Origin of the sequence: Halomonas sp. A3H3 (assembly GCF_000982975.1) — a bacterium.
GTDB lineage: Bacteria > Pseudomonadota > Gammaproteobacteria > Pseudomonadales > Halomonadaceae > Vreelandella > Vreelandella titanicae.
Window position 1 is genome coordinate 4,703,759 of sequence record NZ_HG423343.1, and the last position, 26,791, is coordinate 4,730,549.

27 protein-coding genes, 1 tRNA gene and 1 pseudogene are annotated in these 26,791 nt (G+C 53.2%); 12 read left to right on the plus strand and 17 right to left on the minus strand.

What is annotated here, in order from left to right:
* The first annotated feature begins 24 nt into the window (after positions 1 to 24).
* Entirely contained in the window at positions 25 to 1,518 is a 1,494-nt protein-coding gene (locus HALA3H3_RS21385; protein ID WP_022523565.1) for an MFS transporter, read from the plus strand.
* A 138-nt stretch (positions 1,519 to 1,656) separates the two neighbouring features.
* Here the strand turns inward: HALA3H3_RS21385 and HALA3H3_RS21390 are convergent, their stop codons facing one another.
* On the minus strand, positions 1,657 to 2,073 hold the full coding sequence (locus tag HALA3H3_RS21390; RefSeq protein ID WP_022523566.1) for a MarR family winged helix-turn-helix transcriptional regulator: 417 nt from the start codon (positions 2,071 to 2,073) through the stop codon (positions 1,657 to 1,659).
* A 126-nt stretch (positions 2,074 to 2,199) separates the two neighbouring features.
* On the opposite strand from HALA3H3_RS21390, the gene HALA3H3_RS21395 reads away from it, so the two are divergent.
* Positions 2,200 to 2,766 carry a Yip1 family protein gene (locus tag HALA3H3_RS21395; protein ID WP_022523567.1) on the plus strand — a complete coding sequence of 189 codons (567 nt, stop codon included), beginning with the start codon at positions 2,200 to 2,202 and terminating at the stop codon, positions 2,764 to 2,766.
* An 82-nt stretch (positions 2,767 to 2,848) separates the two neighbouring features.
* Here the strand turns inward: HALA3H3_RS21395 and HALA3H3_RS26365 are convergent, their stop codons facing one another.
* Positions 2,849 to 3,310, minus strand: coding sequence for a DUF488 domain-containing protein (locus HALA3H3_RS26365; RefSeq protein ID WP_022523568.1), 462 nt, complete (start codon positions 3,308 to 3,310; stop codon positions 2,849 to 2,851).
* A gap of 513 nt (positions 3,311 to 3,823) precedes the next feature.
* On the opposite strand from HALA3H3_RS26365, the gene HALA3H3_RS21400 reads away from it, so the two are divergent.
* Positions 3,824 to 4,066 carry an Atu4866 domain-containing protein gene (locus HALA3H3_RS21400; RefSeq protein ID WP_022523569.1) on the plus strand — a complete coding sequence of 81 codons (243 nt, stop codon included), beginning with the start codon at positions 3,824 to 3,826 and terminating at the stop codon, positions 4,064 to 4,066.
* A gap of 48 nt (positions 4,067 to 4,114) precedes the next feature.
* Here the strand turns inward: HALA3H3_RS21400 and HALA3H3_RS21405 are convergent, their stop codons facing one another.
* The 9 genes from HALA3H3_RS21405 to HALA3H3_RS21445 form a co-directional block, all read right to left on the minus strand.
* Positions 4,115 to 4,402 carry an AraC family transcriptional regulator gene (locus HALA3H3_RS21405; RefSeq protein WP_337589066.1) on the minus strand — a complete coding sequence of 96 codons (288 nt, stop codon included), beginning with the start codon at positions 4,400 to 4,402 and terminating at the stop codon, positions 4,115 to 4,117.
* Between the two features lie 66 nt (positions 4,403 to 4,468).
* Positions 4,469 to 5,779, minus strand: a complete 1,311-nt coding sequence (locus HALA3H3_RS21410; protein WP_022523570.1) for a TRAP transporter large permease — start codon at positions 5,777 to 5,779, stop codon at positions 4,469 to 4,471.
* Positions 5,772 to 6,320, minus strand: a complete 549-nt coding sequence (locus tag HALA3H3_RS21415) for a TRAP transporter small permease subunit (protein ID WP_022523571.1) — start codon at positions 6,318 to 6,320, stop codon at positions 5,772 to 5,774. Before HALA3H3_RS21415 ends, HALA3H3_RS21410 begins: the two co-directional genes overlap by 8 nt.
* 89 nt (positions 6,321 to 6,409) lie before the next feature.
* Positions 6,410 to 7,507 (minus strand): C4-dicarboxylate TRAP transporter substrate-binding protein, encoded by a 1,098-nt coding sequence (locus tag HALA3H3_RS21420; RefSeq protein WP_022523572.1) that lies wholly within the window; start codon positions 7,505 to 7,507, stop codon positions 6,410 to 6,412.
* A gap of 224 nt (positions 7,508 to 7,731) precedes the next feature.
* Positions 7,732 to 8,298 (minus strand): LuxR C-terminal-related transcriptional regulator, encoded by a 567-nt coding sequence (locus HALA3H3_RS21425; RefSeq protein WP_022523573.1) that lies wholly within the window; start codon positions 8,296 to 8,298, stop codon positions 7,732 to 7,734.
* 51 nt (positions 8,299 to 8,349) lie between these two features.
* Complete coding sequence (locus tag HALA3H3_RS21430; RefSeq protein WP_022523574.1) at positions 8,350 to 9,189, minus strand: 3-hydroxybutyrate dehydrogenase; 840 nt, start codon at positions 9,187 to 9,189, stop codon at positions 8,350 to 8,352.
* A gap of 15 nt (positions 9,190 to 9,204) precedes the next feature.
* Positions 9,205 to 10,371 carry an acetyl-CoA acetyltransferase gene (locus HALA3H3_RS21435; RefSeq protein WP_022523575.1) on the minus strand — a complete coding sequence of 389 codons (1,167 nt, stop codon included), beginning with the start codon at positions 10,369 to 10,371 and terminating at the stop codon, positions 9,205 to 9,207.
* Between the two features lie 12 nt (positions 10,372 to 10,383).
* Entirely contained in the window at positions 10,384 to 11,901 is a 1,518-nt protein-coding gene (locus tag HALA3H3_RS21440) for a class I adenylate-forming enzyme family protein (protein ID WP_223828143.1), read from the minus strand.
* 653 nt (positions 11,902 to 12,554) lie between these two features.
* The gene (locus tag HALA3H3_RS21445; RefSeq protein WP_051430439.1) at positions 12,555 to 13,013 is read right to left on the minus strand and encodes a hypothetical protein; all 459 of its coding nucleotides are present in this window, start codon (positions 13,011 to 13,013) and stop codon (positions 12,555 to 12,557) included.
* Positions 13,014 to 13,045: 32 nt separating this feature from the next.
* Between HALA3H3_RS21445 and HALA3H3_RS28010 the strand changes: the two are divergent.
* Positions 13,046 to 13,150 (plus strand): annotated as a pseudogene (locus HALA3H3_RS28010) (IS30 family transposase); the annotation flags it as partial.
* Between the two features lie 73 nt (positions 13,151 to 13,223).
* On the opposite strand, the gene HALA3H3_RS21450 reads toward HALA3H3_RS28010, so the two are convergent.
* Complete coding sequence (locus HALA3H3_RS21450) at positions 13,224 to 13,925, minus strand: GntR family transcriptional regulator (protein ID WP_022523580.1); 702 nt, start codon at positions 13,923 to 13,925, stop codon at positions 13,224 to 13,226.
* Between the two features lie 59 nt (positions 13,926 to 13,984).
* Positions 13,985 to 15,772 carry an IlvD/Edd family dehydratase gene (locus tag HALA3H3_RS21455; RefSeq protein ID WP_022523581.1) on the minus strand — a complete coding sequence of 596 codons (1,788 nt, stop codon included), beginning with the start codon at positions 15,770 to 15,772 and terminating at the stop codon, positions 13,985 to 13,987.
* A 208-nt stretch (positions 15,773 to 15,980) separates the two neighbouring features.
* On the opposite strand from HALA3H3_RS21455, the gene HALA3H3_RS21460 reads away from it, so the two are divergent.
* From HALA3H3_RS21460 to HALA3H3_RS27500, 7 genes are all read left to right on the plus strand, one after another.
* Positions 15,981 to 16,952 carry a tripartite tricarboxylate transporter substrate binding protein gene (locus HALA3H3_RS21460; protein ID WP_022523582.1) on the plus strand — a complete coding sequence of 324 codons (972 nt, stop codon included), beginning with the start codon at positions 15,981 to 15,983 and terminating at the stop codon, positions 16,950 to 16,952.
* Positions 16,953 to 17,000: 48 nt separating this feature from the next.
* Complete coding sequence (locus tag HALA3H3_RS21465; protein WP_022523583.1) at positions 17,001 to 17,495, plus strand: tripartite tricarboxylate transporter TctB family protein; 495 nt, start codon at positions 17,001 to 17,003, stop codon at positions 17,493 to 17,495.
* A gap of 101 nt (positions 17,496 to 17,596) precedes the next feature.
* Positions 17,597 to 19,102, plus strand: coding sequence for a tripartite tricarboxylate transporter permease (locus HALA3H3_RS21470; RefSeq protein ID WP_022523584.1), 1,506 nt, complete (start codon positions 17,597 to 17,599; stop codon positions 19,100 to 19,102).
* A 26-nt stretch (positions 19,103 to 19,128) separates the two neighbouring features.
* The gene (locus tag HALA3H3_RS21475; protein WP_022523585.1) at positions 19,129 to 20,250 is read left to right on the plus strand and encodes a mandelate racemase/muconate lactonizing enzyme family protein; all 1,122 of its coding nucleotides are present in this window, start codon (positions 19,129 to 19,131) and stop codon (positions 20,248 to 20,250) included.
* Between the two features lie 27 nt (positions 20,251 to 20,277).
* Positions 20,278 to 21,207, plus strand: coding sequence for a dihydrodipicolinate synthase family protein (locus HALA3H3_RS21480; protein ID WP_022523586.1), 930 nt, complete (start codon positions 20,278 to 20,280; stop codon positions 21,205 to 21,207).
* Positions 21,200 to 22,213, plus strand: coding sequence for a 2-hydroxyacid dehydrogenase (locus HALA3H3_RS21485; RefSeq protein ID WP_022523587.1), 1,014 nt, complete (start codon positions 21,200 to 21,202; stop codon positions 22,211 to 22,213). Before HALA3H3_RS21480 ends, HALA3H3_RS21485 begins: the two co-directional genes overlap by 8 nt.
* 180 nt (positions 22,214 to 22,393) lie before the next feature.
* Positions 22,394 to 22,471 carry a hypothetical protein gene (locus HALA3H3_RS27500; protein WP_231500690.1) on the plus strand — a complete coding sequence of 26 codons (78 nt, stop codon included), beginning with the start codon at positions 22,394 to 22,396 and terminating at the stop codon, positions 22,469 to 22,471.
* A gap of 143 nt (positions 22,472 to 22,614) precedes the next feature.
* Here the strand turns inward: HALA3H3_RS27500 and HALA3H3_RS21490 are convergent.
* The 4 genes from HALA3H3_RS21490 to HALA3H3_RS21505 form a co-directional block, all read right to left on the minus strand.
* A tRNA-Pro gene (locus HALA3H3_RS21490) sits at positions 22,615 to 22,691 on the minus strand.
* Between the two features lie 132 nt (positions 22,692 to 22,823).
* Positions 22,824 to 23,645, minus strand: coding sequence for an inositol monophosphatase family protein (locus tag HALA3H3_RS21495; protein ID WP_022523588.1), 822 nt, complete (start codon positions 23,643 to 23,645; stop codon positions 22,824 to 22,826).
* Between the two features lie 94 nt (positions 23,646 to 23,739).
* Positions 23,740 to 24,174, minus strand: a complete 435-nt coding sequence (locus tag HALA3H3_RS21500) for an anti-virulence regulator CigR family protein (protein WP_022523589.1) — start codon at positions 24,172 to 24,174, stop codon at positions 23,740 to 23,742.
* A gap of 108 nt (positions 24,175 to 24,282) precedes the next feature.
* Positions 24,283 to 24,798, minus strand: coding sequence for a pilin (locus HALA3H3_RS21505; RefSeq protein WP_022523590.1), 516 nt, complete (start codon positions 24,796 to 24,798; stop codon positions 24,283 to 24,285).
* 241 nt (positions 24,799 to 25,039) lie between these two features.
* Between HALA3H3_RS21505 and pilB the strand changes: the two genes are divergently transcribed.
* Entirely contained in the window at positions 25,040 to 26,788 is a 1,749-nt protein-coding gene (gene pilB / locus HALA3H3_RS21510) for a type IV-A pilus assembly ATPase PilB (RefSeq protein ID WP_022523591.1), read from the plus strand.
* The last annotated feature ends 3 nt before the right edge of the window (positions 26,789 to 26,791 follow it).

Consider the following 26,791-nt stretch of genomic DNA (forward strand, 5'->3'; position numbering starts at 1 on the left):
TTTGGGACACAGGACGATACGACCATGAAAGTTTCCGCTGTATTCAAGTTTCGCAGCCCCGAAATTCGGGCCTTGCACCTGACCTGGATTGCCTTCTTTATTACCTTTTACGTGTGGTTCAACATGGCGCCGCTCGCGTCGAGCATGCTCAAGAGCGTCGACTGGCTGACCACGGATGATCTCAAGCTGTTCGCCATCTGCAACGTCGCCTTGACCATTCCCGCCCGCATCATCGTCGGCATGGCGCTGGATCGATTCGGCCCGCGACGGGTGTTCTCGGTGCTCATGGTCACTATGGCGCTACCGGCGTTGGCGTTTGCTTTCGGTAACAGCATGACGCAGCTGCTGGTAGCGCGCCTGGTGCTGAGTTCGATTGGTGCCAGCTTCGTGGTGGGTATCCACATGACAGCGCTGTGGTTCAAGCCGAAAGACATCGGCTTCGCTGAAGGCTTCTACGCCGGCTGGGGTAACTTCGGCTCCGCCGTAGCGGCCATGTCGCTGCCTACCATCGCCTTGAGCATGTACGGCGGCCCCGATGGCTGGCGCTGGGCTATCGCCCAGAGCGCTATTGTTATGGCCGCTTACGGTGTTTACTACTGGTTCGCGATTACCGATGGCCCGGATGCCCAGGCTCACCGTAAGCCACGCAAATCCGCTGCCATGGAAGTGAGCTCCTGGGGCGATATGATCAAGCTGATCATCTGGACCATCCCACTGGTCGGCGTACTCGCCATTCTGGTCTGGCGTATCCAGTATATGGGCTATTTATCAGTTACTGGTGCGACCATCGCTTATCTAGCCATTATCACGATCGTCATCTATCAAATTGTCCAGATCCTGCGAGTCAATCTACCGATCCTGCGTAAGGGTGTACCGGAGGATGATAAGTACTCGTTCAACAGCGTGGCGGCGCTTAACAGCACCTATTTTGCCAACTTCGGCGCTGAACTAGCAGTGGTATCGATGCTGCCCATGTTCTTTGAGGAGACCTGGGGCCTGAATGCCGCTACGGCCGGCCTGATCGCTGCATCATTCGCGTTCGTCAATCTGGTGGCCCGCCCCATGGGCGGCATGGTTTCCGACCGCATGGGTAACCGGCGCTTTGTGATGCTGTGCTACATGTTTGGCATTAGCGTTGGGTTCTTGCTGATGGCCATGCTCAATTCGAGTTGGCCACTGATCCTGGCCATTGCGGTGACCATCGGCACCTCGATTTTCGTACAAGGGGCCGAGGGGGCAACCTTCGGTATCATTCCCTCCATCAAGCGCCGCATCACTGGGCAAATCTCGGGCATGGCCGGCGCCTACGGTAATGTTGGCGCGGTGGTTTACCTAACCATCTTTACGTTTGTCACACCGTCGCAGTTCTTCTACATCATCGCGACCGGCGCCTTCATCAGTTGGGTTATCTGCCTAGTGTGGCTCAAAGAGCCAGAAGGCGCTTTTGATGACGAGTACTACGTCTCTTCAGTCGATAGAGACATCGAAGAACAGGCACTGCAGAGTGCTAAGCGCTAATCGTTAGAGTTCTCGGAAGTTCTAGGCACTGTCCAAGATCCAGACAGTGCCTTTAAAAGCCAAAATAGTGACCTTCAGAGCGCACTTAATTAGGAGTCGTGATGTATATTGGTTATATCCAACTTCTTAAGCTCAGCATTAAGTGGGCTTATTCCAACCAGGAAATGGCGTCTCTTCCTGCAAATGACGCAACTCAGGTTGATGAGCTTCAGCGATTTGCGTTACCCGATTCACGCCCTCTTCCAATAAATGCACTTCTATTTGACGGCGATCCTCACGCCCTTGCCGCCGCTCAACCAACGATAGCTGCTCACAGCGGTCAACTAGCGCCACCACCCCATGATGTTTTGATTGAAGCCGTTCCGCTAGCTCCCCCACCGTCGCCCAGTCTCTTCCATGGAAACCACGAAGATGTAGCAATAGTTGATACTGCAAGGGCGTTAGCCCATAGCGGCGACAGATATCTTCACTATGGCGAAGAAAGCAACGCAACCGGTAACGAAATTGCGACAGCCGCTCAAAGTCGCTTTTATCAAGTGTCTGAGGGTTATTCATTTTTCCGTTTCTCTTAGCTACATACTTAACTATCACTTATTGGCCAATTTATAGCGCCTTTAAAAATACAATATCATACCATGATACAAGCAGCCATTGAGATTATTCCCCCAGGAGGGATCTGCAATGAGAGCACTCACTTTTCTCAAATTACCATTCAACCATCGTGAAGGCTGGAAAGAGCTACAGGCTTCCTCCCCCTCCATTCCTTTACTAGCGTGGCTGGTGGTGTTACCCATGTCCCTCTTGCCGCCAGTAATGCTCTATTATGCGGGCACCCATTACGGCGATGCATTTATGGCGGGCTTTGCTGACCGAGAGTGGCGTTTTATCACGACAATTATTTTCCTAGCAGAGATATTGAGTTTTTTCGTTATTGGCTGGGTAATCTACGCTGTAGTCAATGGAACTGAAGAGCTATCTATCAGCTATCAAGATGCCTATTTACTTGCCACACTTGCACCAATACCGTTATTCGTCGCTTCATTGGCACTATTGGTACCCAGCTTACTTTTCAACGTAGTGGTTATACTTAGCGGGCTGGGCGTCTCTTGCAGCTTGATTTACCACGGCTTACAAGCACTCTGTACCCATCAAGAATTTGATGTTGCTACGATCTCAGCCACTTACACAATCATGGCTGCCAGTGCTCTGGGTTGGGGTATTTTGTTTGCTGTTATCTGGGCTTATTAAGCCATGAATATTAGGCGCACTGGCCTACCGGGGCACCAATCCAGTCATCGTCAGCCAAATGATGACGCGTTAAGCAAACGGTCTAACGTTGAGAAGTGGGTAATGTGTGCGCCAGGCAGGGAGATGAGCAAAATTCACGATCACTGGCGTCTTCCCCTTCTAGCGCTGATAGCGCCAGCTCTTTGATTACTGGAAGGTGGGAATCTTCAATTTCACGAGCGGCGGTTAGTAGGGTAACTCGCCCCGCTCGTGCGAATCTCATTAAAGGCAGTAGCTTATCAGGACATGCCTTCAGCTCACGCCTGTATCGCTCAAGAAAGAGTGATTGACTGATTTTTTGCTGTCGATACTGACGGCATAATTGAGACGCAGGCGCTATCTCCGGGTACCACTCATTCAGTGCCAGGAAACTGGGAGACAGCCCGCTAGGACATAATCGATCAACCAACACCCGAGTGCCGTCGTGATCCTCTATCGGCGCATATATACGCTTTAGCATGACTTCATACGACATCGTTTTATGTACCTCCGCCAGCGCGCGCATGGCTTCAGCGAGTAAAGCTATATAGGTATTAACATAGTAGCAAACTTAGACAGGTTAATAGCCATAGGGATTTGCACCATTCATAACCGGGCGTTGGTCATCACCACGGTGGAACGCCCTCGCTCACCCTTATTTTAATAATAGGATTAGGCAAGGATGCAGTAGAATTGTCTCTATGAGCGATTGCTCCCGCTAGTTAAACTTCTCCAGGTATTTTTCATTGTGCGGATTAACACATGACAATTTCAACTAACCTCGTATCAAAAGTTGTTTTATTAACCGGACGACGTTGATACCAGCGACATAGTGGTACGACCTACGGCGAGCCTGTAACTCCGTATGAATATGTGTCCGAGCTATTCAAGCAAATGTGGCATTTAAAGCGAGTGACCTTACATGCAAGACACCAAGCTTCCTATCTACTGGCAACGTGCGATAGTCGTTGCTGGCATTATCACTATTTTCCCCGCCACCACTACGGCTCAAACAGCCCCGAACATAGGAGATAACGCTATGGCAGAACACCCGTATGTTGGCATGTGGGTAACTAAAGATGGCCAAATACGCCACGAACTTTTACCCAACAATCGTTACGATGAAGCCCGTGGTGAGCGTGAAAGCGCCTATCAGGGCCGCTATCAGGTGACAGGTAACTATATCGAATACTGGGACGACACCGGTTTTACCGCTGATGGCGAGTTTATTGATGGCGTGCTCTATCACGGTGGTATGGTGCTATACCGTAACAAAGAGTAGCGCTAAAAAACGAATCACCCGAGCCGGACTTCGCCGCTCAGATGCAGCTCACCTTCGACAACCTGCAGAGTATTCTGGAAGCAGTGGGCGCATATGAGCGGCGAGCTCAAGCAAAATCACCATATCCAGTTTGACCGCGATCGTTAGATAGGGCTCGCTGGATCTCGCCTGCACAATCCGGCCAACCACTGGCATATCAACACTCACGATCGCCGACTGCCCGACGGACAAAACCTTCTGCTGATTTCCCACGATAATGTATTTAGCGCCCTGCAGAACCAGACACACCAGTGACTTATAGACCGAATGCAACTCGCCTGCTGGCGCCTTCAACACGCATCATGCGTAGACCCGGCACGGACGCCAAGCCATCGCTATTGGTGTGGCGTCTAGCATAAAGCCCTACATTGTATTGGGCAGATAAGTGGCAATAAACGGGAAACAGAAAATAAATACAATGGTCACGACTTCCATCAGGATGAACCAGGAAGCGCCGGAAAAGACATCCGTGAGCGAGGTATCCTTATCCAGTCCGGCAATGACGTACACGTTCAACCCTATCGGCGGAGTGATCAACCCGATTTCACACATCTTGATCGCCAATATACCGAACCAGATGGGATCGAAGCCCAGGCTCGTCACGACAGGAAAGAGAATCGGCAAGGTGATGACCAACATGGAAAAGGCATCCAGGAACATGCCCATGGGGACATATAGCAGCAGAATCAGCGCGATAATCACGATAGCGGGAAGTGGTAAGTCGATCACCCAGCCCGAGATCAACTGCGGAATCTGGATCAAACTCAAGAAGAAACTGTAGACCCCTGCGCCCAGCATGGTCATCATGATCATGACCGTCGTGTTGACCGCATCACGCGAAGAGGTACCAATCGACTGTAACTTGGCCGATCTATCCTGCCGAGAAGCCAGCAGAAACAGGATGGAAGCGACCGCCCCAAGCGAGGCTGCCTCGGTAGGCGTCGCCCAACCCGTATAGATGCTACCCAGCACCACAATGATTAATACCAGTAACTGCCAAGAGCGGCGCAACGAGGTAAAGCGCTTTTTCCAACCAACCCGTTCTCCCTTCGGGCACATATCGGGTTTCAGAACAGAGATGATGAAAACCCCGGCCACGAACACGGCGACTGACAGTATGCCTGGCAGAATACCGGCCACCAGCATCTTGCCAGCAGACACTTCCGTCAATGCCGCGTAGAAGACCAACAATACACTCGGGGGGATCAACACGCCCAGCACACCACCGGCCGCGACACAGCCCGCCGAAAGGCGCTTATCGTAGCCGGCCGCCTTCATTTCGGGTAACGAAATGGAGCCTACCGTTGCAGCAGTGGCCACGCTGGAGCCGGATGTCGCGGAGAAACCAGCGCACGTTAGAATCGTAGAAATCGCCAAACCACCGGGTAAATGCCCGCACCACCGCTTCGCCACGTGAAAGAGCGACTTTCCAACCCCCGCATGAAGGGCAAAGTTACCCATGATGATAAATAACGGGATGACGGTTAACAGGTACGCAGCCGTTTCATCAAAGGCAAAATTCTGCAGGACATTATAGACATAGCTCAGATCCTGAACCATGACGATACCGACAATACCCGCCAGACCCAAGGCTGCGAACACAGGGACACCCAACCCCATGAGCACAAAAATAAGCCCCACGGAAATCAAGCCAAGCAAGCCAGGATTATTCATCAGCAGCCCCAAAGGAAGAATAGATAGCAAGAATGAAATGTAACGTCATTTGTATGAAGGCCAGCAGAAGACCACAAGCAACGATAATTTTTACCCACCAGATAGGCATCTGAACGATTCCCCAGCGGAACTCCTTATCTAGAAACGAGCTATAAGCCCCCTCTATGGTGGGCACGGTAATAGCTAACAGGAAAATAGCCGCAAACAACCAACCAATCCCTTCCCACACCTGCTTGACCGGAAAAGATCTGTTTTCACTTATCAACGACACACGGATATGTTTTTTGTCGTGCTGAGCCCATAACAGGCCCAGGTAAACAATGATTGCCATTGAAACTTCGGAAAACTCGTAAACACCCGGTAGTGGAAAATTGAACAAGCTGCGAGACGTTGCATCGAGTGCAGTAGACAACATCATGAACAGCAGCGCTGCCGCAGCAATGACGCCTGTTACACTCGCCAAGCGCGACTCTATCTTCCGTAATGCAGCTAATTTTTTCACTTCAGCCTGTTTTGGGTCTGTTTTTTCTAATACACCCATCGTGCGTTACTCCAACGGCATGACAAAGCAGTGGGCTGCTATTCAGCAGCCCTGGTGGAATGCAGCTATTTGTGAAGTAGCGCCAGGAATCAGGATATATCCTGATAAATCTCGTAGGGTGTCTTCAGCTCCCCGGTACCATCATGGCGTTCAATGGCTTCATTGATGATTCCCTGCATTTCCTCGCCATCGATACCGGCACCACTTGCCACGTTATTCACCCAGTTATTGACCTGCTCGGGTTGTACCAGGTGACGCGCCCTATCGATTTGCTCATCGTCCCACTTCGAGAATTGAGCGCCCTCAGCCATTGCCTTGCGTACACGGTCTTCCGCGATGCCCGAATAGATTTCCCGGTACTTGCCCTGGTAAATTTCATCGGCCAATTCCTGCATGACTTGCTTTACGTCATCAGGCAATTGATTCCAGACATCGATACCGATCACCGTGGCCGAAGGGCCGTGAGGACCGGCGCCGATTTCGGTGATATACGGCGCGGCTTCATGCAGGGCGTAACTGATTGCGGTAATGAAATCAAAGCCGTAGGCGCCATCCAGCACGCCGCGCTCCAGGGCTGAATAGACCTCCGGTGCCGCCATGGGAATGGCACGCCCTCCCAGGCTTTCCACCACATCCGTGCCCACCCCATAACCTCGAATCCGCTTACCCTTCAGGTCTTCGATCGAGTGGATGGGATCGCGTGTTATCAGCGGGCAGTAATACCAGTTCGTCCAATACAGCACCTTGGATTTATGGCGTGTTTCCCACTCCTCCCGCAACGGCTCATAGCGCTGGTACACATCGCGGCACACCTTCAGTAGGGCATCCGCACGATCCATCTTGTAGTACCACTCGAGGCCACGGGTAACCGGCAAGTCGCTCTGGTAATAACCGGGGGAGATCAACGAAATTTCCGAAATACCATGCTTGATGGCATCAAGGTGGGCACCCGCCTTGTTGAGCGATTGCGCCCAGTAATAATCGATTTCAACGGCACCGTTGGTTCGCTTTTCCAGCTCCTCCAGGAACCACCGATCCAACACCGAAGGAGAAGCGTGTTCGGTCACATAAGAATCATACTTAAGCCGCGTGCTTGTTTGAGCAAACAACGTACTAGGCATCGTTGTCAGCGTCAGCGTGCCACCAATGGAAACAGCACTGATCTTCAAGAAGTCTCTTCTTTTCATGATTAACTCCTGACATCTTTTTGCTTTATTAGCATTATTATAAAACCCGAGTTTTTCTCGGCAGGAATAGATACTTAGTGTTATTGATTCATTATTGGCAAAGCATCATATAACTCATCCTAGCCGCTCCAGGTACGCTACGGTATACGTAGTACTACGTATCCAAGTAGGGAGTTTTACAGCCCCCTCTGAACTGGGTTGAAACACGCCAGGCCACCCCATGCTCAATCTTCCAACTGTATGATTTTTGATACTAATTCTGCGGTATTGCGACACCCCAGCTTCTTCATTATCTTGGCTCGGTGCGCTTCTACCGTCCGATGCGATATATGCAGCATCCTACCGATTTCCTTGCAAGTATGACCATTCGCTATATAGCTGGACACTTCGAGTTCGCGCATGGTCAAGTCATTAGATTTATCCCGGCCCACATTGATTTTCATGAATGACCAAACAGCTAGTTCAAAGGGAGCGTCGGGGGTTAACGTATTACCTATCGTTTTAGTCCAGAAAACTTCTCCGCGGCTATTACGCATGAAACGTTCATCAATACACTTCTTGTTCTGCAAAAGATCCTTATAACGAAGATCACCGATTGACTTGAAATCCGCATAAGAAGGATAAAGTTTCAACATCAACTGGCCGATCAACTTCTGTTTTTCATAACCAAAGAGATCACAAAAAGCATGGTTGCACTCCAGCACACGACGGTTCCTGGTGACGACAATGGCACAAGGCGCATGTTCAAACGCCACCTGAAGAAGATCTCTGCCTAGCACCGTTGCATTCATCGCTGATCACCGCCGCTGTTATCTGGGCATGCCATTATTGGCATACCACGCTCATTGACAGGTCCACCCCCCATCGATAGGCAGCGTGGTGCCGGTCATATGCGCCGCCTGGTCACCCGCCAGGTAATAGACTAACGCCGCCACATGCTCGGGAGGAACCAACTGGCCTGTAGGCTGTTTCTCCGTCACCAGATTGTGTACTGCCTCATCCCGTGAGCTTCCCAACAGGGCCATTCGCTGCTGGATCTGGGGCCACAGAATAGGCGTATCCGTCCAGCCGGGAGAAATGGCATTGACCGTAATATTCTGGGTCGCCGTCTCCAGTGCCAGTACCTTGGTAAGCCCCACCACACCATGTTTGGCAGCCACATAAGCAGCTTTATTGGCGGAACCCACCAACCCATGTACCGAAGAAAGGTTGATGATACGCCCCCATCCTGAATGGCGCATGTCCTCAACCGCGTGCTGAATGCACCGGTAAACCGCCGTTAGATTGATCGCTAGAATGTCCAACCAAGTGGCCGCATCAAACTCCTGTATGGGAGCCGTTTTCTGAATACCGGCGTTATTGACCAGAATATCGACCCGCAGCCCTTCTTCACGGAGATCCGCAAATAGCGCGTCAATGGCCGAAATTTGCTTCAAGTCCGCTTGAAAGTAATGGACAACAGGCGCACCGGCTTGGCGCAGTTCCTCGACGAACCGGGTAACAACCGTATCGCTTTCAGCGCGGATGTCATGAACGATCACCGAGTCCCCCTGGCCTGCGAATTGGTGGCATATCGCACGCCCGATACCGCCCAATGCCCCGGTGACCAGCAGGGTTCTAGACGCGTGAGGCGTTGTTACCGTTGAGCTTGTTGCTGTATTTGTCATCGCCGACATTGTCATTGTCCGCTCCCGGCCTTAATCGACACGTTGCAAGAGGCTGGCGTAATTGGCCACCGCCAGACCGCCCATATTGAAGACAGCCCCCGTATGCGCATCCGCAATCTGGCACCCGCCCGCTTCACCCAGCAATTGGCGTGCCGCCATGACATGCATGGAAACCCCGGTGGCACCGACCGGATGCCCTTTGGCCTTCAAGCCACCGGAAGGGTTGACCGGCAATCGGCCATCTTTCATCACCCACCCTTCCTTGATGGCGCGTGCGCCTTCGCCATAAGGCGTCAAGCCCATGCTTTCATAAATCATCAGCTCCGCGATGGTGAAGCAATCATGCACCTCCGCAAACGAGAGCGAATCGAGCGTCATGTCGGCCTCGCGCAGCACGTTCTGCCACGCTCTGGTCACACCATCGAAGACTAACGGATTACGCTGCTGCATGGGCATGAAATCCGTGACCTGGGTGCGCGCAAGGAAACGCACCTTTTGTGCGGCGGCATCCGCCACATCCTTGGACGAGACCACCACCGCCGCCGCCCCATCGGAAACGGGAGAACAATCGGTACGCTTCAGCGGTGCCGCCACCACCGGGTTCTTTTCCGATACAGCCTCACAGAACGCCACGCCCACGTCTTTCTGTAGCTGCGCATAAGGGTTATGCACCCCGTTGGCATGGTTTTTCGCGGCAATACGTGCCAGTGCTTCCGTCTGGTCGCCGTAGGCCTCGAAATAGCGGGCCGCCACATCGGCAAACACCCCCGCAAACCCCGAACGTTGATGCCGGGTTTCCGGCTGGTAACTCGCCCCCAATAGCCCTTTACCGATCCGGGAAGCATCGGCATCGGTCATTTTTTCGGCACCGATCACCAGCACATTGCGGGCCAGGCCCCCCTCGATCAGATTGATCGCCTGATGCAACGCCGCCGAGCCACTGGCGCAAGCATTCTCTACCCGGGTAGTCGGCTTGAAACGCATGTCCGGCAGCGCGTTCAGCACCAGCGATGCCGGAAACTCCTGATCACACATGCCGCTATTAAAATTCCCGATGTAGACAGCATCGATATCCTTTGCCTCCATCTGTGCCGATGCCAATGCCTCGACCGCGGCCTCGCCTATCAGCTGTTCGAGCGACTGCTCGAGTTTACCGAAGCGTGTGTGCCCACCGGTGCCAATGATATAAGTACGCATGGAACGAACTCCCTAGCTGGTGACGCCATCGAGCCGCTTGCGCAGCTCGGTTTTAAGGATCTTGCCGTAGGCATTCTTGGGCAAGTCAGTGAGGAAATGGTACGACTTGGGGCGTTTGAAACGCGCCATCCTGTTAAGGCAGAACTGATCGAGCGCCGTGGTATCGAGCGAGACCGAGCAGGCGATGAACGCCATCACCACCTCGCCCCACTCGGCATCACGCTGCCCCACCACGGACACTTCTTTGACCCCGGGAAATTGCAACAACACCTCTTCCACTTCACGTGGATAGATGTTCGTGCCACCGCTGATAATCACGTCCTTCAGGCGATCCGTCAGGTAGAGAAAACCCTGCGGGTCGAGATGGCCTATATCCCCTGTCCGCAGCCACCCATCACGCAGCGTTTCTTGTGTCGCGGCAGGGTTATTCCAGTAGCCCGCCATCACCATATCGCCACGCACACAGACTTCCCCCTCTTGGCCGCAGGGCAGGCAGCTACCCTCCTGATCCTGGATAGTGACTTCGAGCTGAGGATGCGACTGGCCCACTGGCAACAAGGGCGAGCCCTCGGCATCCCCGCTCAAGCACTGCGGCGTCAGTTGATGGTGCTGCCCCTTGCCCAGGAAGGTAATGGTCATGGGGCTTTCCCCCTGTCCATAGATCTGCACCAGCCGGTGCCCGAATACCCTTAACGCCTCCTCGAGATCCTTGGCGTACATGGGGCCGCCGCCATAGGTGATGGTAGCGATATGTGCGGCACTATACTCAGGCTGGTGCGCCGCCAGGTAGTCCAGCACGCGACGGATCATCGTGGGGGCCAGGAACATGGAAACGTGGTCATGGCCCGCCAGGGTAGACACGAAACTCTCACCCGAGAACTTCAAGGAACCGGGAATGACATTGGCGCCGCCTGCCATCAGGTAAGGCACGATATACAGCCCTGAACCGTGGGACATGGGGGCAAAATGCACCAGCCTGCTTTGCGCCGTCACCGGTTCGATGTTGGCCGCATAGCACGCCGACATGGCCGCCAGATTGAGATGGGTCAGCGTCGCGCCCTTCGGCTTGCCCGTGGTACCGCTGGTATAGAATATCCATGCCGGTGCGTCAGGGGCACGGAAAACCGGTCGATCGAAGCTCTCTTCATGAACAAGACCTTCCGGCAGCATGGGGGGCAAAACGAGTGTGTCGGTGAGGGCCTGGGCTACATCATCACGTTCGCAGAACACGATGCAGCTGCCGCTATCATCCGCAATGTAACCGACTTCCGCCACGCTCAGCTTGGCATTGACCGGCACCACCACCAGGCCCGCGTACCAGGCGCCGCATAGCAGTTCGATATAGACAGGGCTGTTGGGCAGAAAGAGGGCGACTCGCTCCCCCGGCGCTAAGCCTTGCCGGGCAAAAAACGTTGCCCAGCGCCGGGCTTGGCAAGCCAGCTCAGCGTAACTGAGCGCCGGCACATCCCCCTGGTAAGTCGCGATACGATGAGGAAACCTAACGGCATTGACGGCTAGGTAATTGGCCACATTCAAGGAGCATTCTCCTGCTTTAGTTATTATTGCTCCTTTAGGCTAGGGGTTGTGGCTACCTAGTGATATACGTAGTAATACGAAGCCCGCTAGACTAATAGTCTAGTGTCGGTGCTGGCATCACCCCTGATCTCATGATGGGAAGGCCGACCCACTCACTACAATCTCAAGCGCTGAAGCGCCGTCCACCTTAAACCAAACCCGGAAGTCAAATGTTTAGCCGTCCTGAGCGGTAATCACCAACACATCGCCTTTTAGCATCATGGGGGCAATAACAGCGCCACCTTTACTATCAGGGCTCATGCCAACACGGACCGCCTGGCGCGTCAGGGTGTCGATAAAGCAGACGCGGGCTTTGGGGGCGTATTTTTTGATGTTGGCGGTGTTTTCAGGCCGCTTGTGTGGCTTTGAGATGTTCTGGTTTATCTATATACAGCTGTTCTAGGCTTAGGAAAAAGCCGCTGGACTGACTCTGGCCGCACTCTAGCCGTGACTGAGTCAGTAACCGTGAGCTTTCAATGGAAACCGGTGCTGCCAGCAGGATAAAAACGAATAAGATGTGGCAGTCATTCTTGTGCGCGTAGCCCACCCTGCCCCGAGTGCCTGGGCGACTTGGCGAAGCATCGCGCGCTGATCCTCAAACAGGATCATTATTGGCTCCTTGCACCAGTCATCAGATGTTGCGAGAGCTGTTCAGCGGCCACTTTGCTTTCACGGGGATGGCCCAAACGTATGGCATCTACCAACGCTAACATCGCATAAAGTTCTTTATCACGCCGTACAGCGTAAGTTGCCGTTTTGAACAACGGCTCTACCGCCGGACCTTTACTATTGCCTCGCGGGTCAGGCCAAACCAATAGCAACTCACCCGCACTGTAAATTTGGCCTTTTAACACCGGTGCTGCAAAAGTGGTGGCAATTCCACGCGTAATTTCACCAGGCCTAGCTGGGAATACGTAGCGCAGACCATGCACAATAAAATCAAATAGGGCTCTGACATTCGCACGCGGCACGCCGGTTTTGCGATCTTTTCGCACGAGGCCAACCTCGATGCAGCGTTTCAGCGATAGGCTGATTTGGCTTTTGCTTATCCCTGTTTCAGCTGCCAAGGCCCTTACGCTGTAACACTCTTTAAGTCGCAAACGATGAGCCAAGAAAGCGGCTGGGATACCGAGCCCCAGCCCAGGTGTTCTTAGGTGAATACTCAGGAGCACTAGAAACCACAGGTGCTGCACTTATTAGCTGAATTCAGAACCGAACCCACTCACAACCTATTCAAGTGACACAAAAGCTTCTACGGTTTGGAAAATCTGTGAAACTTAATCTTTAATGCCAGCATAAAGCGCCAAGTAGCGGTTTTTGGAAGGTAGTAGATGCTGGCGACACAGGTCAGACAAGCGTTCGCGGTCTTCGTCGCGAATGGCGTCAATCATCAATTGGTGTTCATTTCTGGCTTGAGCCAGAGCATCGCGATCCGTAATCGCGATAAAGCGGATGCCATGAGCCTTCTGGGCGAACTCATTAATAGTAGCGTACAAATATTCATTCCCGCAGGCTCTGAATAAGGTGCGGTGAAAAGCGATGTTCATATGGAATACTTGCCTTAGGTCGTGAGCATTCACGGCTGAGCTGTGCTGCTGATGAACATCTTCAAGCTCTGAAAGCCATTCCTGCGGAGCTGGCAGGGGCAGTCTACTCACTGCAGCTAATTCGAGAATCTCGCGCATAGCGTAGATGTCCTCGACCTCTTCCGGCGGATAACTCCGGACGAAAGCACCTCTGTTTTTGATGCGCTCAGTTAAACCGATGTTATCGAGTTGGAAGAGAGCCTGGCGAACAACGTGTCGCTTGCAGTCGAAGCGCTCCATCATGGCCTCTTCGACCAGCCGCTCACGCGGGTGCAGTCGGCCGAGCACAATGTCCTCTTCTACAGCGGCCACGATGTCATCGACACCGTTTGCAGGTGTAGAGGGTTGAGTCTCGGCGCCACTTACAGTGGGCGGCTGGGCAGTTCGGTTCATGATCGCTTTCTCAGCATTCTTTGCGGTGCATAAGGAAAATAAGTGTATCAAACTCGCTTTCAGGCTTCATTCTGTCTTGGTATCCGGCACGTAGGTTCAGGCCGACAGGCACGGAAATCGCACCCTTGTTCGGCTTGAAGGATTTGCTCCATAAACAGACGCCGATAGCCCAGCAGTGGCGCTCCGCCCTCCTCCCCCTTGAGGGATTGGCGTCTAGCATCGAGCACCTTGTTATCCACTTCTAGGTTCAACTGATTGTTAGCAACATCAAGCGATATGAAATCGCCATCGCGTACCAACCCAAGCGGGCCACCCTCAGCGGATTCTGGAGAGACGTGGAGCACAATAGTACCTGCTGCGGTGCCACTCATGCGCCCGTCAGATATGCGAACCATATCTTTAACGCCTTGAGCGGCGAGTTTCTTGGGAATCGGAATGTAACCCGCTTCTGGCATACCCGGTGCCCCTTTGGGCCCTATGTTCTGTAGTACTAGCACGTCGTCAGCTTGCACATCCAGACCCAGGTCATCAATACGGTTAGCCAAGTCTTCTAGACCTGTGAACACGACAGCACGACCGCGGTGAGTCATAAGATCGGCCGAGGCAGCTGACTGCTTAATAATGGCGCCAGACGGTGCCAAGTTACCACGCAAGACTGCTATACCACCCTGGGCGTAGACCGGGCTTTGCATTGACCGCACGACCTTTTGATCGATGAGATGGACGGCGGCATCGATGTTCTCGCCCAAGGTATGGCCATTGATGGTCATGGCGCTCAAGTGTAACAACGGTTTTAACTCACGTAGCAAGGTGGGCAGGCCGCCTGCCCGATGCAAATCTTCCATGTACCCTTCTCCTGATGGTTTGAGATCCATCAGTACAGGGGTTTCCTGGCTCATTCGGTCAAATGCCTCAAGATCGATATCGATGCCCAAGCGCCCTGCGATAGCGGTCAGATGAATCAAGGCATTAGTGGAGCCGCCTAAGGAGAGCAGTACGCGCAAAGCATTTTCGAAAGCTTCAGGAGTAAGAATTTGATCTGGCGTAACGCCTGCGTGTGCAAGTGCAACGGCCTGCGCACCTGACTGTTCGGCAATGCGTTGCCGATCAGCGTAGACAGCCGGCGCAGTGGCGCTATTGGGTAGCATTATTCCCAGTGTCTCGGCTAGGCAGGCCATGGTGCTTGCGGTGCCCATTACCGAGCAAGTACCCACGGTAGGGACCAGCTTGTCGTTGACTTCGTTAATTTCTGCTTCGTCGATGTCATTACCACGGTAGGAGGCCCAGTAACGGCGACAGTCGGTGCAGGCTCCGACGCGAGTACCACGGTGTGAGCCTGCAAGCATGGGTCCGGTGACGACTTGGACTGTTGGAACACCAGCGCTAGCGGCGGCCATCAACTGTGCGGGTACGGTCTTATCGCAACCGCCGATCAGCACCACGGCATCCATCGGCTGGGCACGAATCATCTCCTCCGTATCCAATGCCATAAGGTTACGCAGGTACATGCTGGTGGGGTTAGCGAAAGATTCATGAAGAGTAATGGTGGGAAAGTCTACTGGTAAGCCGCCAGCGAGCATGACGCCACGTTTAACGCTCTCGACCAATCCAGGCACATTGCCATGACAGGCATTGTAGCCACTGTAGGTATTGGCAATCCCAATGACCGGACGCGAGAGCGCATCATCCGTATAACCCATGCCCTTAATGAAGGCCTTGCGCAGAAAGAGCGAAAAGTCTGCATCGCCATAGTTGGTTAGTCGGTTGGACATGCCCAAGGTGGGGGCTTCAGATGTCGATTCATGACGCTCATTGCCGTTGCTATTGTTTTTAAAGTTCTGGCTCATTGCGGTTTCCTCTACTTTATTCGCGGCTTCTCGGAGGTGTCTGTAAATACGGCTCTCGATCCTCAGGCTAGGCGGTATAAATCTAGCTGGCAAGATTATTAATAATATTATTGACAATATTATTGATGTGCAACTACGTTGGATAGTGCAAGCACGCCTTGCTCAACCATGTGCATCACAACGACAAACAGCACTTGAGGTAATAACAATGAAAATCCGTAGCATTTACACAGCGTCCCTACTATCCGCCCTGATACTTTCAGGCGCCGCTCAGGCGGAGTATTCAGCAGCCGATGAGATTAAGGTGCTTCAAGGATTTAAGGCAGGTGGAGGCAGCGATACCTTGGCCCAGTTGACCCAACCATTTTTGCGAGAATCCCTGGGCGTGGAATTTATTAATGAATACATTCCCGGCGCCACAGGCGCGATTGCATGGACGCGGCTAACCCAACAGTCGGCAAATGATGGCAGCGTCATCAGCATCACCAATACCCCGATGCTGATGACGAACTACATCATGAATGACGCTATTAATTACTCAATCGACGAGCTAACGCCCATCGCCAACGTGGTAACCGACCCAGGCGTTATCGTGGTGCCGGAAGACAGCCCCTATCAAACAGTGGAAGATTTTCTCGCTGCTGCCGAGGAACGCCCCGGTCAGATTACAGTGGCAAATTCAGGCGTCGGCGGTGATGACTTCTTTTCAACCATCATGATTGAGAAGGCAACGGGGCTTTCCTTCCAAAAAGTCCCTTTCCAGGGCGATGGCCCCTCTGCGACAGCAGCCCTGGGAAGCAAGGTCGACGCCAGTTTCAATAACCTTGGTAATGTCTATGGCCACATCCAGTCGGGCAGCCTTCGCCCCCTCGCCGTCTTCACTAAAGAGCGTCTGGACATTCTGCCTGATGTGCCCACCATGATTGAGAAAGATATAGATGTCGTGGCCGGCTCTTCACGCGGTTACAGCGCACCAGCAGGCATTCCAGATGAAGCACGCGATGAGCTTATTGCTGCCTTTGAAGCCCTAAAAGATAACGAGGAATTCCAGCAGACGGCTCAGGAACGTGCCATGAATCTCGACATCCAGACCGGTGACGACTACGGCCAGATGATGCAAGACATGGAAGGCCAATTCGAGGAAATCTGGGCAGATGTCAAAGATGAGGTCAACCAGTAAGTCGCTTAACCGGCAGAGGGAAATGGCGAATCGACAAAGGGGTATGAAATGAACATAAGTCGTCTAGTCTTAGGATTTTTTGCCATTGGCATAGCAGCGACCTTTTATATCACTGCGATGGGCTATCCGGCTAAGGCGGCGAACATGCCCCTTATCTATTCGGTTGCCGTCGCATTGTTGGGAGCGGCGATGGTGGGCCAGGAAGTATTCAGTATCCTGCGTCAGCTCTCGGCCGAGGGAGCAGCAACCTCCAATACTGCCGCACCAGAGGAGGAGAGCGTCAGCGGCCAAGCTAGGCACCGCAAGCCATGGAAGGCAATGCTGATTTTCTTATTGGCCGCCTTCTACCTCTACACCATTTCGATAACAGGATACCTGATTGCCACTGTTGGTTTCATGGTAGTGGCGTTAGCGATGATCGGGCATGTTTCATGGCGCTTCGCCGCCATAGGCATTGTGGTGTTGGTCGCGGTGGTGTGTGCGGTTTTCATCGGCTTTCTAGGCCTGCCTGTCCCGCTACTGCCGCCTCTGTTTTCCTCATAACGACAATTAGAGCACCCCTTATTCCCGGCTCGCATGGCTTAGAAAGACATTGCAGCGCGCTGGGAGGGGGTGCCTGACGCAGGCTTCTGGAGTCTAGTCATATGGATAATCTTGTTTTGGTGGGCCTGACCAACGTCATCACGTTCACCAATATCTCCCTAATACTTGGCGGCACCCTGCTGGGGCTGTTTGTAGGCGCCATGCCGGGACTCTCGGCGACCATGGCGTTGGCGCTGCTGTTACCTCTAACCTTTGGCATGAATCCGGCCTCGGGTCTCAGCATGCTGGCTTCGCTCTATGTGGGGGCCTCCTACGGTGGCTCTATCGCCGCCATTCTATTGAAGACGCCAGGCACCCCTTCGGCCGCGGCGACAGTACTTGATGGATTTCCGCTATCGCAACAAGGCCAGGCCGGAAGGGCATTAGGAGTGTCGCTCTTCGCTTCTTTTATCGGGGGGCTGCTGAGCGGCATCGCCCTACTCACTGCAGCGCCGTTGCTTGGCGTACTGGTACTCAAGTTCGGCCCTATCGAGCTGTTCGCGATTGCTGTATTGGGTATCACCATCATTGGCTCTTTATCACAAGGCTCAGTCGTCAGTGGCCTGCTTTCTGGCACCCTGGGATTACTGTTGAGCACAGTAGGTATGGATCTCATCACCGGCACGCCACGAATGACCTACGGGGTCATTAACCTGTTTTCGGGTATCGAATTCACCGTCGCACTGATCGGTCTGTTCTCGATCCCGCAAGCGCTGATATTGATCGAGAATGCCCATGGTGCTCAGAAGGTGGCAAGCAAAATCACCGATAGGTTGATTCCGCCTCTCGCTGAGATTCGCCGCTTGTTACCCAATATCTTCCGTTCCAGTGGCATCGGCATCATCACTGGCCTAATTCCCGGTACCGGCGGCGATACTGCCAGTTGGTTCGCTTACAACGAAGCCAAGCGCTTTGCCAAAGATAAGAGTCGCTTTGGCAAGGGAGACATTGCGGGTGTCGCTGCACCTGAAGCGGCCAACAATGCGGTGGTGGGTGGTGCCTTGATACCCACCATTGCTCTGGGTATTCCTGGCAGTTCCTCTACTGCCATTCTGCTAGGTGCGCTAATGGTTCAGGGCATCCTGCCCGGCCCTAACCTGCTGACTGACTATGGCGATGTCACTTACACCCTCATCTGGGCGGTGATTTTCGCCAACATAGGCCTACTGCTGGTGGGGCTACTGTTCACTCGGCTCTGTGTAAGCGTAACGCGGGTACCTGACAGCTTCGTGGCCTGCTCCATCATCACGCTGTGTGTGATTGGTGCCTTTGCTATCAACAATAGCTTGTTTGAAGTTGGGCTGATGCTGGGCTTTGGGCTGTTTGGTTACTGGATGAACAAAGCCGGTGTCTCACCAGCGCCAATGGTGATCGGGCTGATTCTGGGGCCGGTCATGGAGACCAGTTACCAACAGTCAATGCTGATCGGGCAAGGCAACCTGAGCATCTTTTTGACCAGCCCCATTGCCGTGGTGCTGTTATGCATCGCCGCTTTCTCGATCCTGCAACCGACCCCCCTCTTTCGCTGGCTGCGGGTTGCACTGCGCCAGCGTACTCAGCCTGAGTGACCTTACTCTCAATTCGAGGATTCATCATGACAACGATAACCGAAGTACGTACTCGAACGGTCAATGTACCGCTAGACAACCCCACCAGCTTTTCTAATCGACAGGTACTTAAGCGAGATTATGTACTAGTGGAAGTGGTGGGTGATGATGGCCATATAGGCATTGGGTTTTGCTATGGCGGCAATAATGCTGGCTCACTAGTGGCAAATGCGGTACGGGAACTGCTGAAGCCGGTGCTGTTGGGAGCGGACGCTCATTCGACCGAAGCACTGTGGCAAGCGATGTATCAGGAATCGCTTCTTCATGGCCGCAGCGGTTCGGTGATGCGTGCCATCAGTATTTTGGATACCGCGCTGTGGGACCGTAACGCTCGGGCAGCGAAACTCCCGCTCTATAAATTTCTGGGCGCCAGCGACACCCTCAGCGTGCCGGCTTATGCCAGCGGAGGCTACTACCTAGACGGCAAAACGCCCGCGATGCTTGGCGAAGAGATGGCAGGCTACGTGTCAAAAGGTTTCACCGCGGTAAAGATGAAAGTGGGACGAGAAGACCTAGCGGGAGAGGAAGCTCGCTTGGCGGCGGTTCGCGAGGCGGTGGGCCCAGATGTACAAGTAATGATGGATGCCAACAATGCCTGGCGGGATCTGCCGTCGGCGTTAGCCTTCATGCGCATGGCAGAACCTTATAATCCGTTCTGGATCGAGGAGCCCTTTAGTCCCGATGACATTGACAATCATCGCCGCTTAGCGGAGCGCACGCCAGTTCCGGTAGCCACCGGTGAAATCGAAGCGGGACGCTGGCGCTTCAAGGAGCTGCTGGACAAAGAAGCAGCCATGATTTTGCAGACTGATGCGGCGGTTTGTGGAGGCATCACCGAGTTTCGGCGTATCGCCGCCACGGCTGCCAGCTATGGGGTGGATATTTATCCGCACTGGTTCCACGACTTGCATATCCATCTGGTGGCATCGGCGCCAAACGTGAAGATGGTTGAGTTCTTTGCCGACGATCAGGTGCTTAACTTCAGGCGCCTTGTGGATACCCAGTTGGAGTTTGCCGACGGACAATTGCTACTGCCCACCGCACCCGGACTTGGTTTTGGCTTTGATCAGGCTGCGCTTGAGCGCTATGCCATCGAGCCCTGGCAATAACGACCTTACAACAACAAGGAGAATATCATGTCCCAAGCGAGTGGAGACGTCTGGTCACCGGTGATTACCCCCTTCGGCGCCGACTTGGCGCCGGATACGCAACGTTTTGTGGCGCACTGCCAATGGCTGGCCTCAAATGGTGTCGGCTTGGCCGTGTTCGGCACAAATTCTGAAGCCAACTCAATGACGGTGGGCGAGAAACAGGAGCTTTTAAAAGCGCTAGTGCATGGCGGTGTCGATCCCTCCAGGATTATGCCCGGCACCGGGAGCTGTACAATTGATGATTGCGTGGCGCTGACACGCGAGGCAGTGGACAGTGGCTGTGCCGGTGTGCTGATGCTACCGCCCTTCTACTATAAGGGTGTTAGCGATGAAGGCTTGTTCCGCTATTACAGTGAGGTGATCAATCGCATCGCAAATTCGCGCCTACGGATCTACCTCTACCATATCCCGCCGGTCACTCATGTCCCGCTCTCGTTTGAACTGATCGAGCGTTTACGTGACGCCTTCCCGGGCATTATTGCTGGCATCAAGGACAGCGGCGGAGACTGGGAGCACACCAAAGGGTTAACCGAGCGCTTTGCTGGGCAAGACTTTGCTGTGTATGCCGGCAGCGAGCGGTTCTTGCTGGATACCCTACGAGCAGGCGGTGCTGGCTGCATTAGCGCCACTGCCAACGTCAATCCGGCCGCCATCGTTGAGTTGGCCCGGCATTGGCAGGCGGACGATGCCGACGTTCATCAGCAGAACCTCAATGTTATACGCGACCTATTTGAAAAGTACCCACTGATCCCTGCCATGAAGGCGGCAACAGCTTACTTCTCAGGAAAAGACGCTTGGCGGCGTGTGCGCCCGCCTTTAGTAGAGCTGGAGGAGCAGCGTGTATCTGAACTCGTGTCTTCGCTTAAAGCGATAGGATTCCAGATGGAAGGCATAGGTGAGGCGAGCCATGGATGAGCAAACGAAATCGTGGCGTATTGTCGCTGTACGACGGCTCAGTGAAGCCCAGCTTGAGGCACTTTCCGAAGTTGCCGAGGTCGACTATTTCGAGGACGTGGACGAATCAAACCGTGCTGATTTCATGGCAGCGCTTTCCAGAGCTCATGGCCTAATCGGCGGTAAGCTAGAACTCAATGAGGCAATGCTAGCCGAGGCGCCTGCGCTTCAAGTGGTATCCACCATTTCAGTGGGCTATGACCACCTGCCCCTTAAGGCACTGAATCAACGCCGCATTCTACTCTGCAATACGCCAGATGTGCTTACCGAAACCACTGCCGACACAGCATTTATGCTAATCATGGCGACCCAGCGGCGGCTAGTCGAACTGTCCAACCTTGTCCGCGATGGCGGCTGGCGAACACATATCGGTCCCGAATACTTCGGTATTGATGTACACGGCAAAACCCTAGGCATCGTGGGTGCTGGTCGCATTGGTGCGGCGATTGCACGACGGGGAGCGTTGGGTTTTGGTATGCCCATTCTCTATACCGCCGCCTCATCCAAGCCTGCGCTTGAGCAGCAGTTAGGGGCGAAAAGGCGTGAGCTGAATGACCTGTTAGCTGAAGCAGATATCGTCTGCCTCAGCGTGCCCTATAACAGCGATACACATCACTTAATTGACGCAGATGCTCTAGCACGGATGAAAACGACGGCTGCCCTAATCAATATAGCGAGAGGTAAAGTGGTCGACGAGCCAGCACTGATCGAGGCACTCCACTCCGGCGGAATCCGTGCAGCTGGGCTTGACGTGTTCGTAGAGGAACCGCTTCCACCCGATTCGCCACTGGCGGCCATGGACAATGTAGTGACGACTCCACACATTGGCTCGGCGACCCATGAAACACGTGAGGCCATGGCACAGTTGGCAGTCGATAATCTGCTGGGCACGCTGATCGGCAGCGGCCCGCTTACCGCGGTTAATGAGCATGTCTGGCGACGGGCTGATGCTATTGAGGAAACATAATGCCTCGCCGCCTACAACACATCTTGTGTCTTGATGATTTCGAGCGGGCCACTCAGCGGCATTTAGTCCCGGCCGGTTTGTCGCGGTGGGGAGCGTCCATGAACTGCCCGAGAACGCCCACCATTGTGACGATGACAGCACACCGCGCTGAAGGTCATCGGTGAAGCGGTCAGCGAGGAGCTGCATGTGGTGCCCGCCCGGATCGAGGTGATCCGTCATGTGCGGCGTCAAGATCGCCCCAGCGCCCGCCAAGCATGAGGTTGCTGTGACATCTCCAAATACGATGATGGCGTGACATCACAGAAACTCCGGACAAGTGTCACCTATATGCCACTTATAAAACGCTAACAAACAAAAACGGCCACTGTAGCAATTAGCTAAGTGACCGTTTTATATGTTCTTGGTCGGAGCGACAGGATTCGAACCTGCGACCTTTGCAACCCCATTGCAACGCGCTACCAAGCTGCGCCACGCTCCGCTGTCTTTATTGGCCGCTACATCTTTGCCTCAAGACGGTGCGTATACTAGCGGTTTCTTGCATAAATGAAAAGCCCTTATAGCGCTTTCTTTTCAAGTATTTGTCACACACCGCTATAAATCTCATCACCCTTTATGGCTTACGTTGATCGGCTTCAAGCAGCAGATAAGCCATTGCGTCATATACACCGGGGGCCGTTACGATTAAATGATCCGGGTAGATATCTTCCGGCACCGCTGAAGGTACTGGGTATAGATGCCCTACTCGCGCGCCGGCTTCCCGTGCAATAACCCAGCCTGCAACGAAATCCCAGGGCGAGACACTCTCGTAATATGCATCCAGACGACCACAGGCTACATCGCATAAATCGAGCGCTGCTGCGCCATTACGACGTACGTCTTGGCACTCAAACAGCACAGCTTCCAAGCGCTTCAAAAGTTGCTTACGCTCCTCTTTACGGTAGGGAAATCCTGTCCCTACCAGGGTGTGCGCCAGTGATTCCGCACTGCTTGGCTGTATGGTTTGACCGTTGCAAAAAGCCCCAGAGCCTTCTGCAGCACTAAAGGTCTCACCTAAAAACGGTGCATGAACAACGCCCACCTTGGCAACGCCCTCTTCCATCCAGCCAATGGAAACCGCTACGTGGCGAAGCCCTTGAGCAAAATTAACCGTGCCATCAATAGGATCCACCACCCACAGCTTAGGTGCTGTTTCATGCAAAGCGCTTTCTGGAGCAAGCTCTTCACTCAGCCGCGCTTCCCCCGGAAAGTGCTCCTCCAGGCGTTGACTAATGAGCTCATCCACGGCCACATCCACGTCGGTGACCAACTCATTATCCTTTTTTAAGCGCTGGGCAAAGCCTTGCTGCTCCCGCGCCTTGATAATCATCTGCCCAGCTTCTTCGGCAATAGCGATAGTAATTTCAAGACGTGCGGCTAGTGTGTGGTCGCTCATTGAATCTCCCTTTAGGACGCGATGATACTGTGAGCTTCTACCATAAGCCGCCGGGATGTAATTTTCGAGTCATACCGACTTGCGCTTGCAATGGTTAACGCAATACGTCTACCAATACATCCACCACGATGCGCGTGGCAGCTTCAATTAGCACCACATCGGCACCAACACGCTCCCACTCATAGCCTGGGTAGCGCGGCAATTGAGATGCTAACTGGCCGTCAAAACGCTTGGCGATACCTGGGGGCAAAGGTTTGCCACGCTCAAGGTTGCGCTGAATACCTGGCGGCAACGATTCGGCTCGCGGTGCGTCATGCCGGCGCAGCAGCTGGCGCAGCTCACGTTCGTTAATGCGTGGTAAATCAACTCGCTCATCGCGGAAGTGACCAGGTCGGTTAGATGCATGTTGCTGGTGCTGGCCCTTATCGCGGGCACCGTGGGCCGGGGCATGGTCAGGCTGAGCAAAGGCTGCGCTATTAACTAGCAATGCGCCAAGTGCGCTTATGGCAATCAGTTTGATGGGCTTCACTGTAAGCTCCTCGCTTAAGGTCAGAGTTTATAGTGTAAAGAACAAATGAGTAGGAAGTATGGAAGTAATAAAGGGCACGTGGGCCCTTTGGAATTAATAAGTAAAGAGCTAGGGACGACAAGCTGAGGGAAGAAAGGTATCGTCGATAGTAGTGCTGCTACAACGCCAACCAGTAATTTGCCCACCGCTAGTGCTAGCAGTTGCTACAGCATCATTCGTTGTTTCATTGCTGATAAGTGGTTGAATCACCATTGAAGAGCCGCTATGAACGCCATTATCAAATGCGACGGTGAACCCACCGCTCGCTTGTCCATTGAGTGTCACACCACTGATGTACTGACCACCTATTTGATTTGCGGTATTGGAGATGTAAGAAGGGGTGCTGTTTATTGTTTTATAGCCTACAAAGTTTCCATTCTCAGAAAAGTATAAACCGATGTCAGTTCTCAAACCTGCTGTAGCAGTAAAAGCCTCTGCAGCTTGCGCGCGACCCACGTAATTTTGATACTGCGGCACAGCAATAGATGCCAATACACCAATAATCGCAACGACGATCATCAGCTCAATCAGCGTGAAACCGCCTTGGATGGTGTTACGAGAAATTGGCTGTGCAGCATTCTGCATGAAGGCATCTCCTGTGAGGTGAAGGAAAAGCCTTTTTAAGGATCGTGAACCCTTAAAAAGAATTAGAAATCGTTGAAATTAAACTAACTTAAATGGTCTACTTTTACAACGAACCTTATTAATATGATCAGCTTAGCCGACTACCGCTTTAACTACATGAAAGGATTAGTAATTTCATCCCTGTAAACGCTAGTTTATGGTACAAGTAACACGCTTATATCGATGTAAAACAGGTTTTTTGATGAGCCAGCCTTCCTTAGAGTCGACTTTAAGCCACGCCTCCGCACATGGCGACCTGCGCGGCATTGCCCAGCGCTTGGTCAAGCACGGCTTGCTGACCAACGCCCAGGCCGCAACAGCGGAAACAACCGCGTCGGACTTGGAAATATCGTTACTTCAGCATGTGATCGAAAGCGGCCTGGTCGACCCTAACAAAGCCACACTGGCGGCTGGCTGGGAGTATGGGCTTCCAGTCATTAACCTGGAGGCGGTGCGGCTTACCTCACTGCCCCCCGCTGCAGACTATCCTGTCAAAGTACTGCAGAGCCTTAACGTTTTGCCATTAGCGCGCCACGGTCATCGCCTCACGGTGGCGGTGCCCTACCCCGCTACATTGACGCGACTGGATGAATTGCAGTTTGCAACAGGCCTGAGCATTGAAGGTATCCTCGCGCCCGTTGATCAAATCACTGTCGTTCTCAATAGCTACCTTGCTCACAACGAGCGCGGCATGCTGGATGAGTTGGACGATGTGGTCAGCTCGCTGAGCATTATGCAGAACAACGGCGGTAACGATGTACCGCTGGAAGAGGCTTCCCAAAATAGCGAAGATGCACCCATCGTTAAATTTGTGAACAAAATTCTGCTAGATGCTATCCGCCGAGGCGCCTCCGATATCCATTTCGAACCTTACGAAGCGCTTTACCGAGTACGCTTTCGGGTTGATGGAATGCTCATAGAAGTGGCACGGCCACCATTCGCCATGCGCAATCGTATCGCGGCCCGGCTAAAAATCATGGCCCGCCTTGATATTTCCGAGCGCCGCCTGCCTCAGGATGGCTCGATAAAACTCAAGCTTTCGCGCACCCGCTCCCTCGATTTCCGGGTTAATTCGCTACCTACTGTCTATGGTGAAAAGTTGGTGCTGCGAATATTAGACCCTACCGCAATGCAGCTGGGTATTGAGCAACTTGGATTTACCGACGAACAACGGCGCCATTATGAATACGCCTTAAAACAACCCCAAGGCATGATTCTAGTAACCGGCCCTACCGGTAGTGGTAAAACCGTTTCGCTGTATACCGGCATTAATATTCTTAATAAAGTGGAACGCAATATTTGCACCGCCGAAGACCCGGTTGAAATCAAAGTCGCGGGTATCAATCAGGTGAACGTATTGCCTAAGATCGGCCTCGATTTTGCCAGTGCGTTAAGGGCGTTTCTGCGCCAAGACCCTGATGTGGTCATGGTGGGCGAGATTCGTGACCTGGAAACCGCCGAAATTGCCGTTAAAGCTGCACAGACAGGCCACTTGGTACTCTCCACGGTGCATACCAACTCGGCAGCTGAGACACTGACTCGACTGGCTAATATGGGAGTCTCTTCGTTTAATATCACCAGCGCCGTTAGCTTGATTGTTGCCCAACGGCTGGCTCGTAAACTATGCACACACTGCAAAGAGCCCATTGACATTCCCCACGAGGCGCTGCGCAAAGAAGGCTTTAGTAGCGAAGAAATCCATCAGGCAACGATCTACAAACCGTTAGGTTGCAAGCACTGTACTCACGGTTATAAAGGTCGAATTGGCATTTATGAGGTAGTGCCGATCACCGAAGCGATGCGTCAACTAATTATGCGTGATGCCAACGCCTTAGATATTGATCAACAAGTGCGCAAGGAGGGCTATCCAAGCCTTCACCGCAGTGGGTTACTGAAAGTCATGCAGGGTATTACCAGCCTGGAAGAGGTTAACCGAGTGAGCAAGGAGTAAGGC

Bases quoted from the DNA above. Each gene is read 5' to 3' on its own strand.
- HALA3H3_RS21435 (WP_022523575.1), bottom strand. From the start codon at position 10,371: ATGCGTACTTATATCATTGGCACCGGTGGGCACACACGCTTCGGTAAA.
- HALA3H3_RS21505 (WP_022523590.1), bottom strand. From the start codon at position 24,798: ATGCAGAATGCTGCACAGCCAATTTCTCGTAACACCATCCAAGGCGGT.
- HALA3H3_RS21400 (WP_022523569.1), top strand. From the start codon at position 3,824: ATGGCAGAACACCCGTATGTTGGCATGTGGGTAACTAAAGATGGCCAA.
- HALA3H3_RS21475 (WP_022523585.1), top strand. From the start codon at position 19,129: ATGACAACGATAACCGAAGTACGTACTCGAACGGTCAATGTACCGCTA.
- HALA3H3_RS21395 (WP_022523567.1), top strand. From the start codon at position 2,200: ATGAGAGCACTCACTTTTCTCAAATTACCATTCAACCATCGTGAAGGC.
- pilB (WP_022523591.1), top strand. From the start codon at position 25,040: ATGAGCCAGCCTTCCTTAGAGTCGACTTTAAGCCACGCCTCCGCACAT.
- HALA3H3_RS21450 (WP_022523580.1), bottom strand. From the start codon at position 13,925: ATGAACCGAACTGCCCAGCCGCCCACTGTAAGTGGCGCCGAGACTCAA.
- HALA3H3_RS21485 (WP_022523587.1), top strand. From the start codon at position 21,200: ATGGATGAGCAAACGAAATCGTGGCGTATTGTCGCTGTACGACGGCTC.
- HALA3H3_RS21410 (WP_022523570.1), bottom strand. From the start codon at position 5,779: ATGAATAATCCTGGCTTGCTTGGCTTGATTTCCGTGGGGCTTATTTTT.
- HALA3H3_RS21465 (WP_022523583.1), top strand. From the start codon at position 17,001: ATGAACATAAGTCGTCTAGTCTTAGGATTTTTTGCCATTGGCATAGCA.
- HALA3H3_RS26365 (WP_022523568.1), bottom strand. From the start codon at position 3,310: ATGCGCGCGCTGGCGGAGGTACATAAAACGATGTCGTATGAAGTCATG.
- HALA3H3_RS21415 (WP_022523571.1), bottom strand. From the start codon at position 6,320: ATGGGTGTATTAGAAAAAACAGACCCAAAACAGGCTGAAGTGAAAAAA.
- HALA3H3_RS21460 (WP_022523582.1), top strand. From the start codon at position 15,981: ATGAAAATCCGTAGCATTTACACAGCGTCCCTACTATCCGCCCTGATA.
- HALA3H3_RS21425 (WP_022523573.1), bottom strand. From the start codon at position 8,298: ATGAATGCAACGGTGCTAGGCAGAGATCTTCTTCAGGTGGCGTTTGAA.
- HALA3H3_RS21385 (WP_022523565.1), top strand. From the start codon at position 25: ATGAAAGTTTCCGCTGTATTCAAGTTTCGCAGCCCCGAAATTCGGGCC.
- HALA3H3_RS21495 (WP_022523588.1), bottom strand. From the start codon at position 23,645: ATGAGCGACCACACACTAGCCGCACGTCTTGAAATTACTATCGCTATT.
- HALA3H3_RS21470 (WP_022523584.1), top strand. From the start codon at position 17,597: ATGGATAATCTTGTTTTGGTGGGCCTGACCAACGTCATCACGTTCACC.
- HALA3H3_RS21390 (WP_022523566.1), bottom strand. From the start codon at position 2,073: ATGAATAACCCTCAGACACTTGATAAAAGCGACTTTGAGCGGCTGTCG.
- HALA3H3_RS21420 (WP_022523572.1), bottom strand. From the start codon at position 7,507: ATGAAAAGAAGAGACTTCTTGAAGATCAGTGCTGTTTCCATTGGTGGC.
- HALA3H3_RS21430 (WP_022523574.1), bottom strand. From the start codon at position 9,189: ATGACAATGTCGGCGATGACAAATACAGCAACAAGCTCAACGGTAACA.
- HALA3H3_RS21480 (WP_022523586.1), top strand. From the start codon at position 20,278: ATGTCCCAAGCGAGTGGAGACGTCTGGTCACCGGTGATTACCCCCTTC.
- HALA3H3_RS21455 (WP_022523581.1), bottom strand. From the start codon at position 15,772: ATGAGCCAGAACTTTAAAAACAATAGCAACGGCAATGAGCGTCATGAA.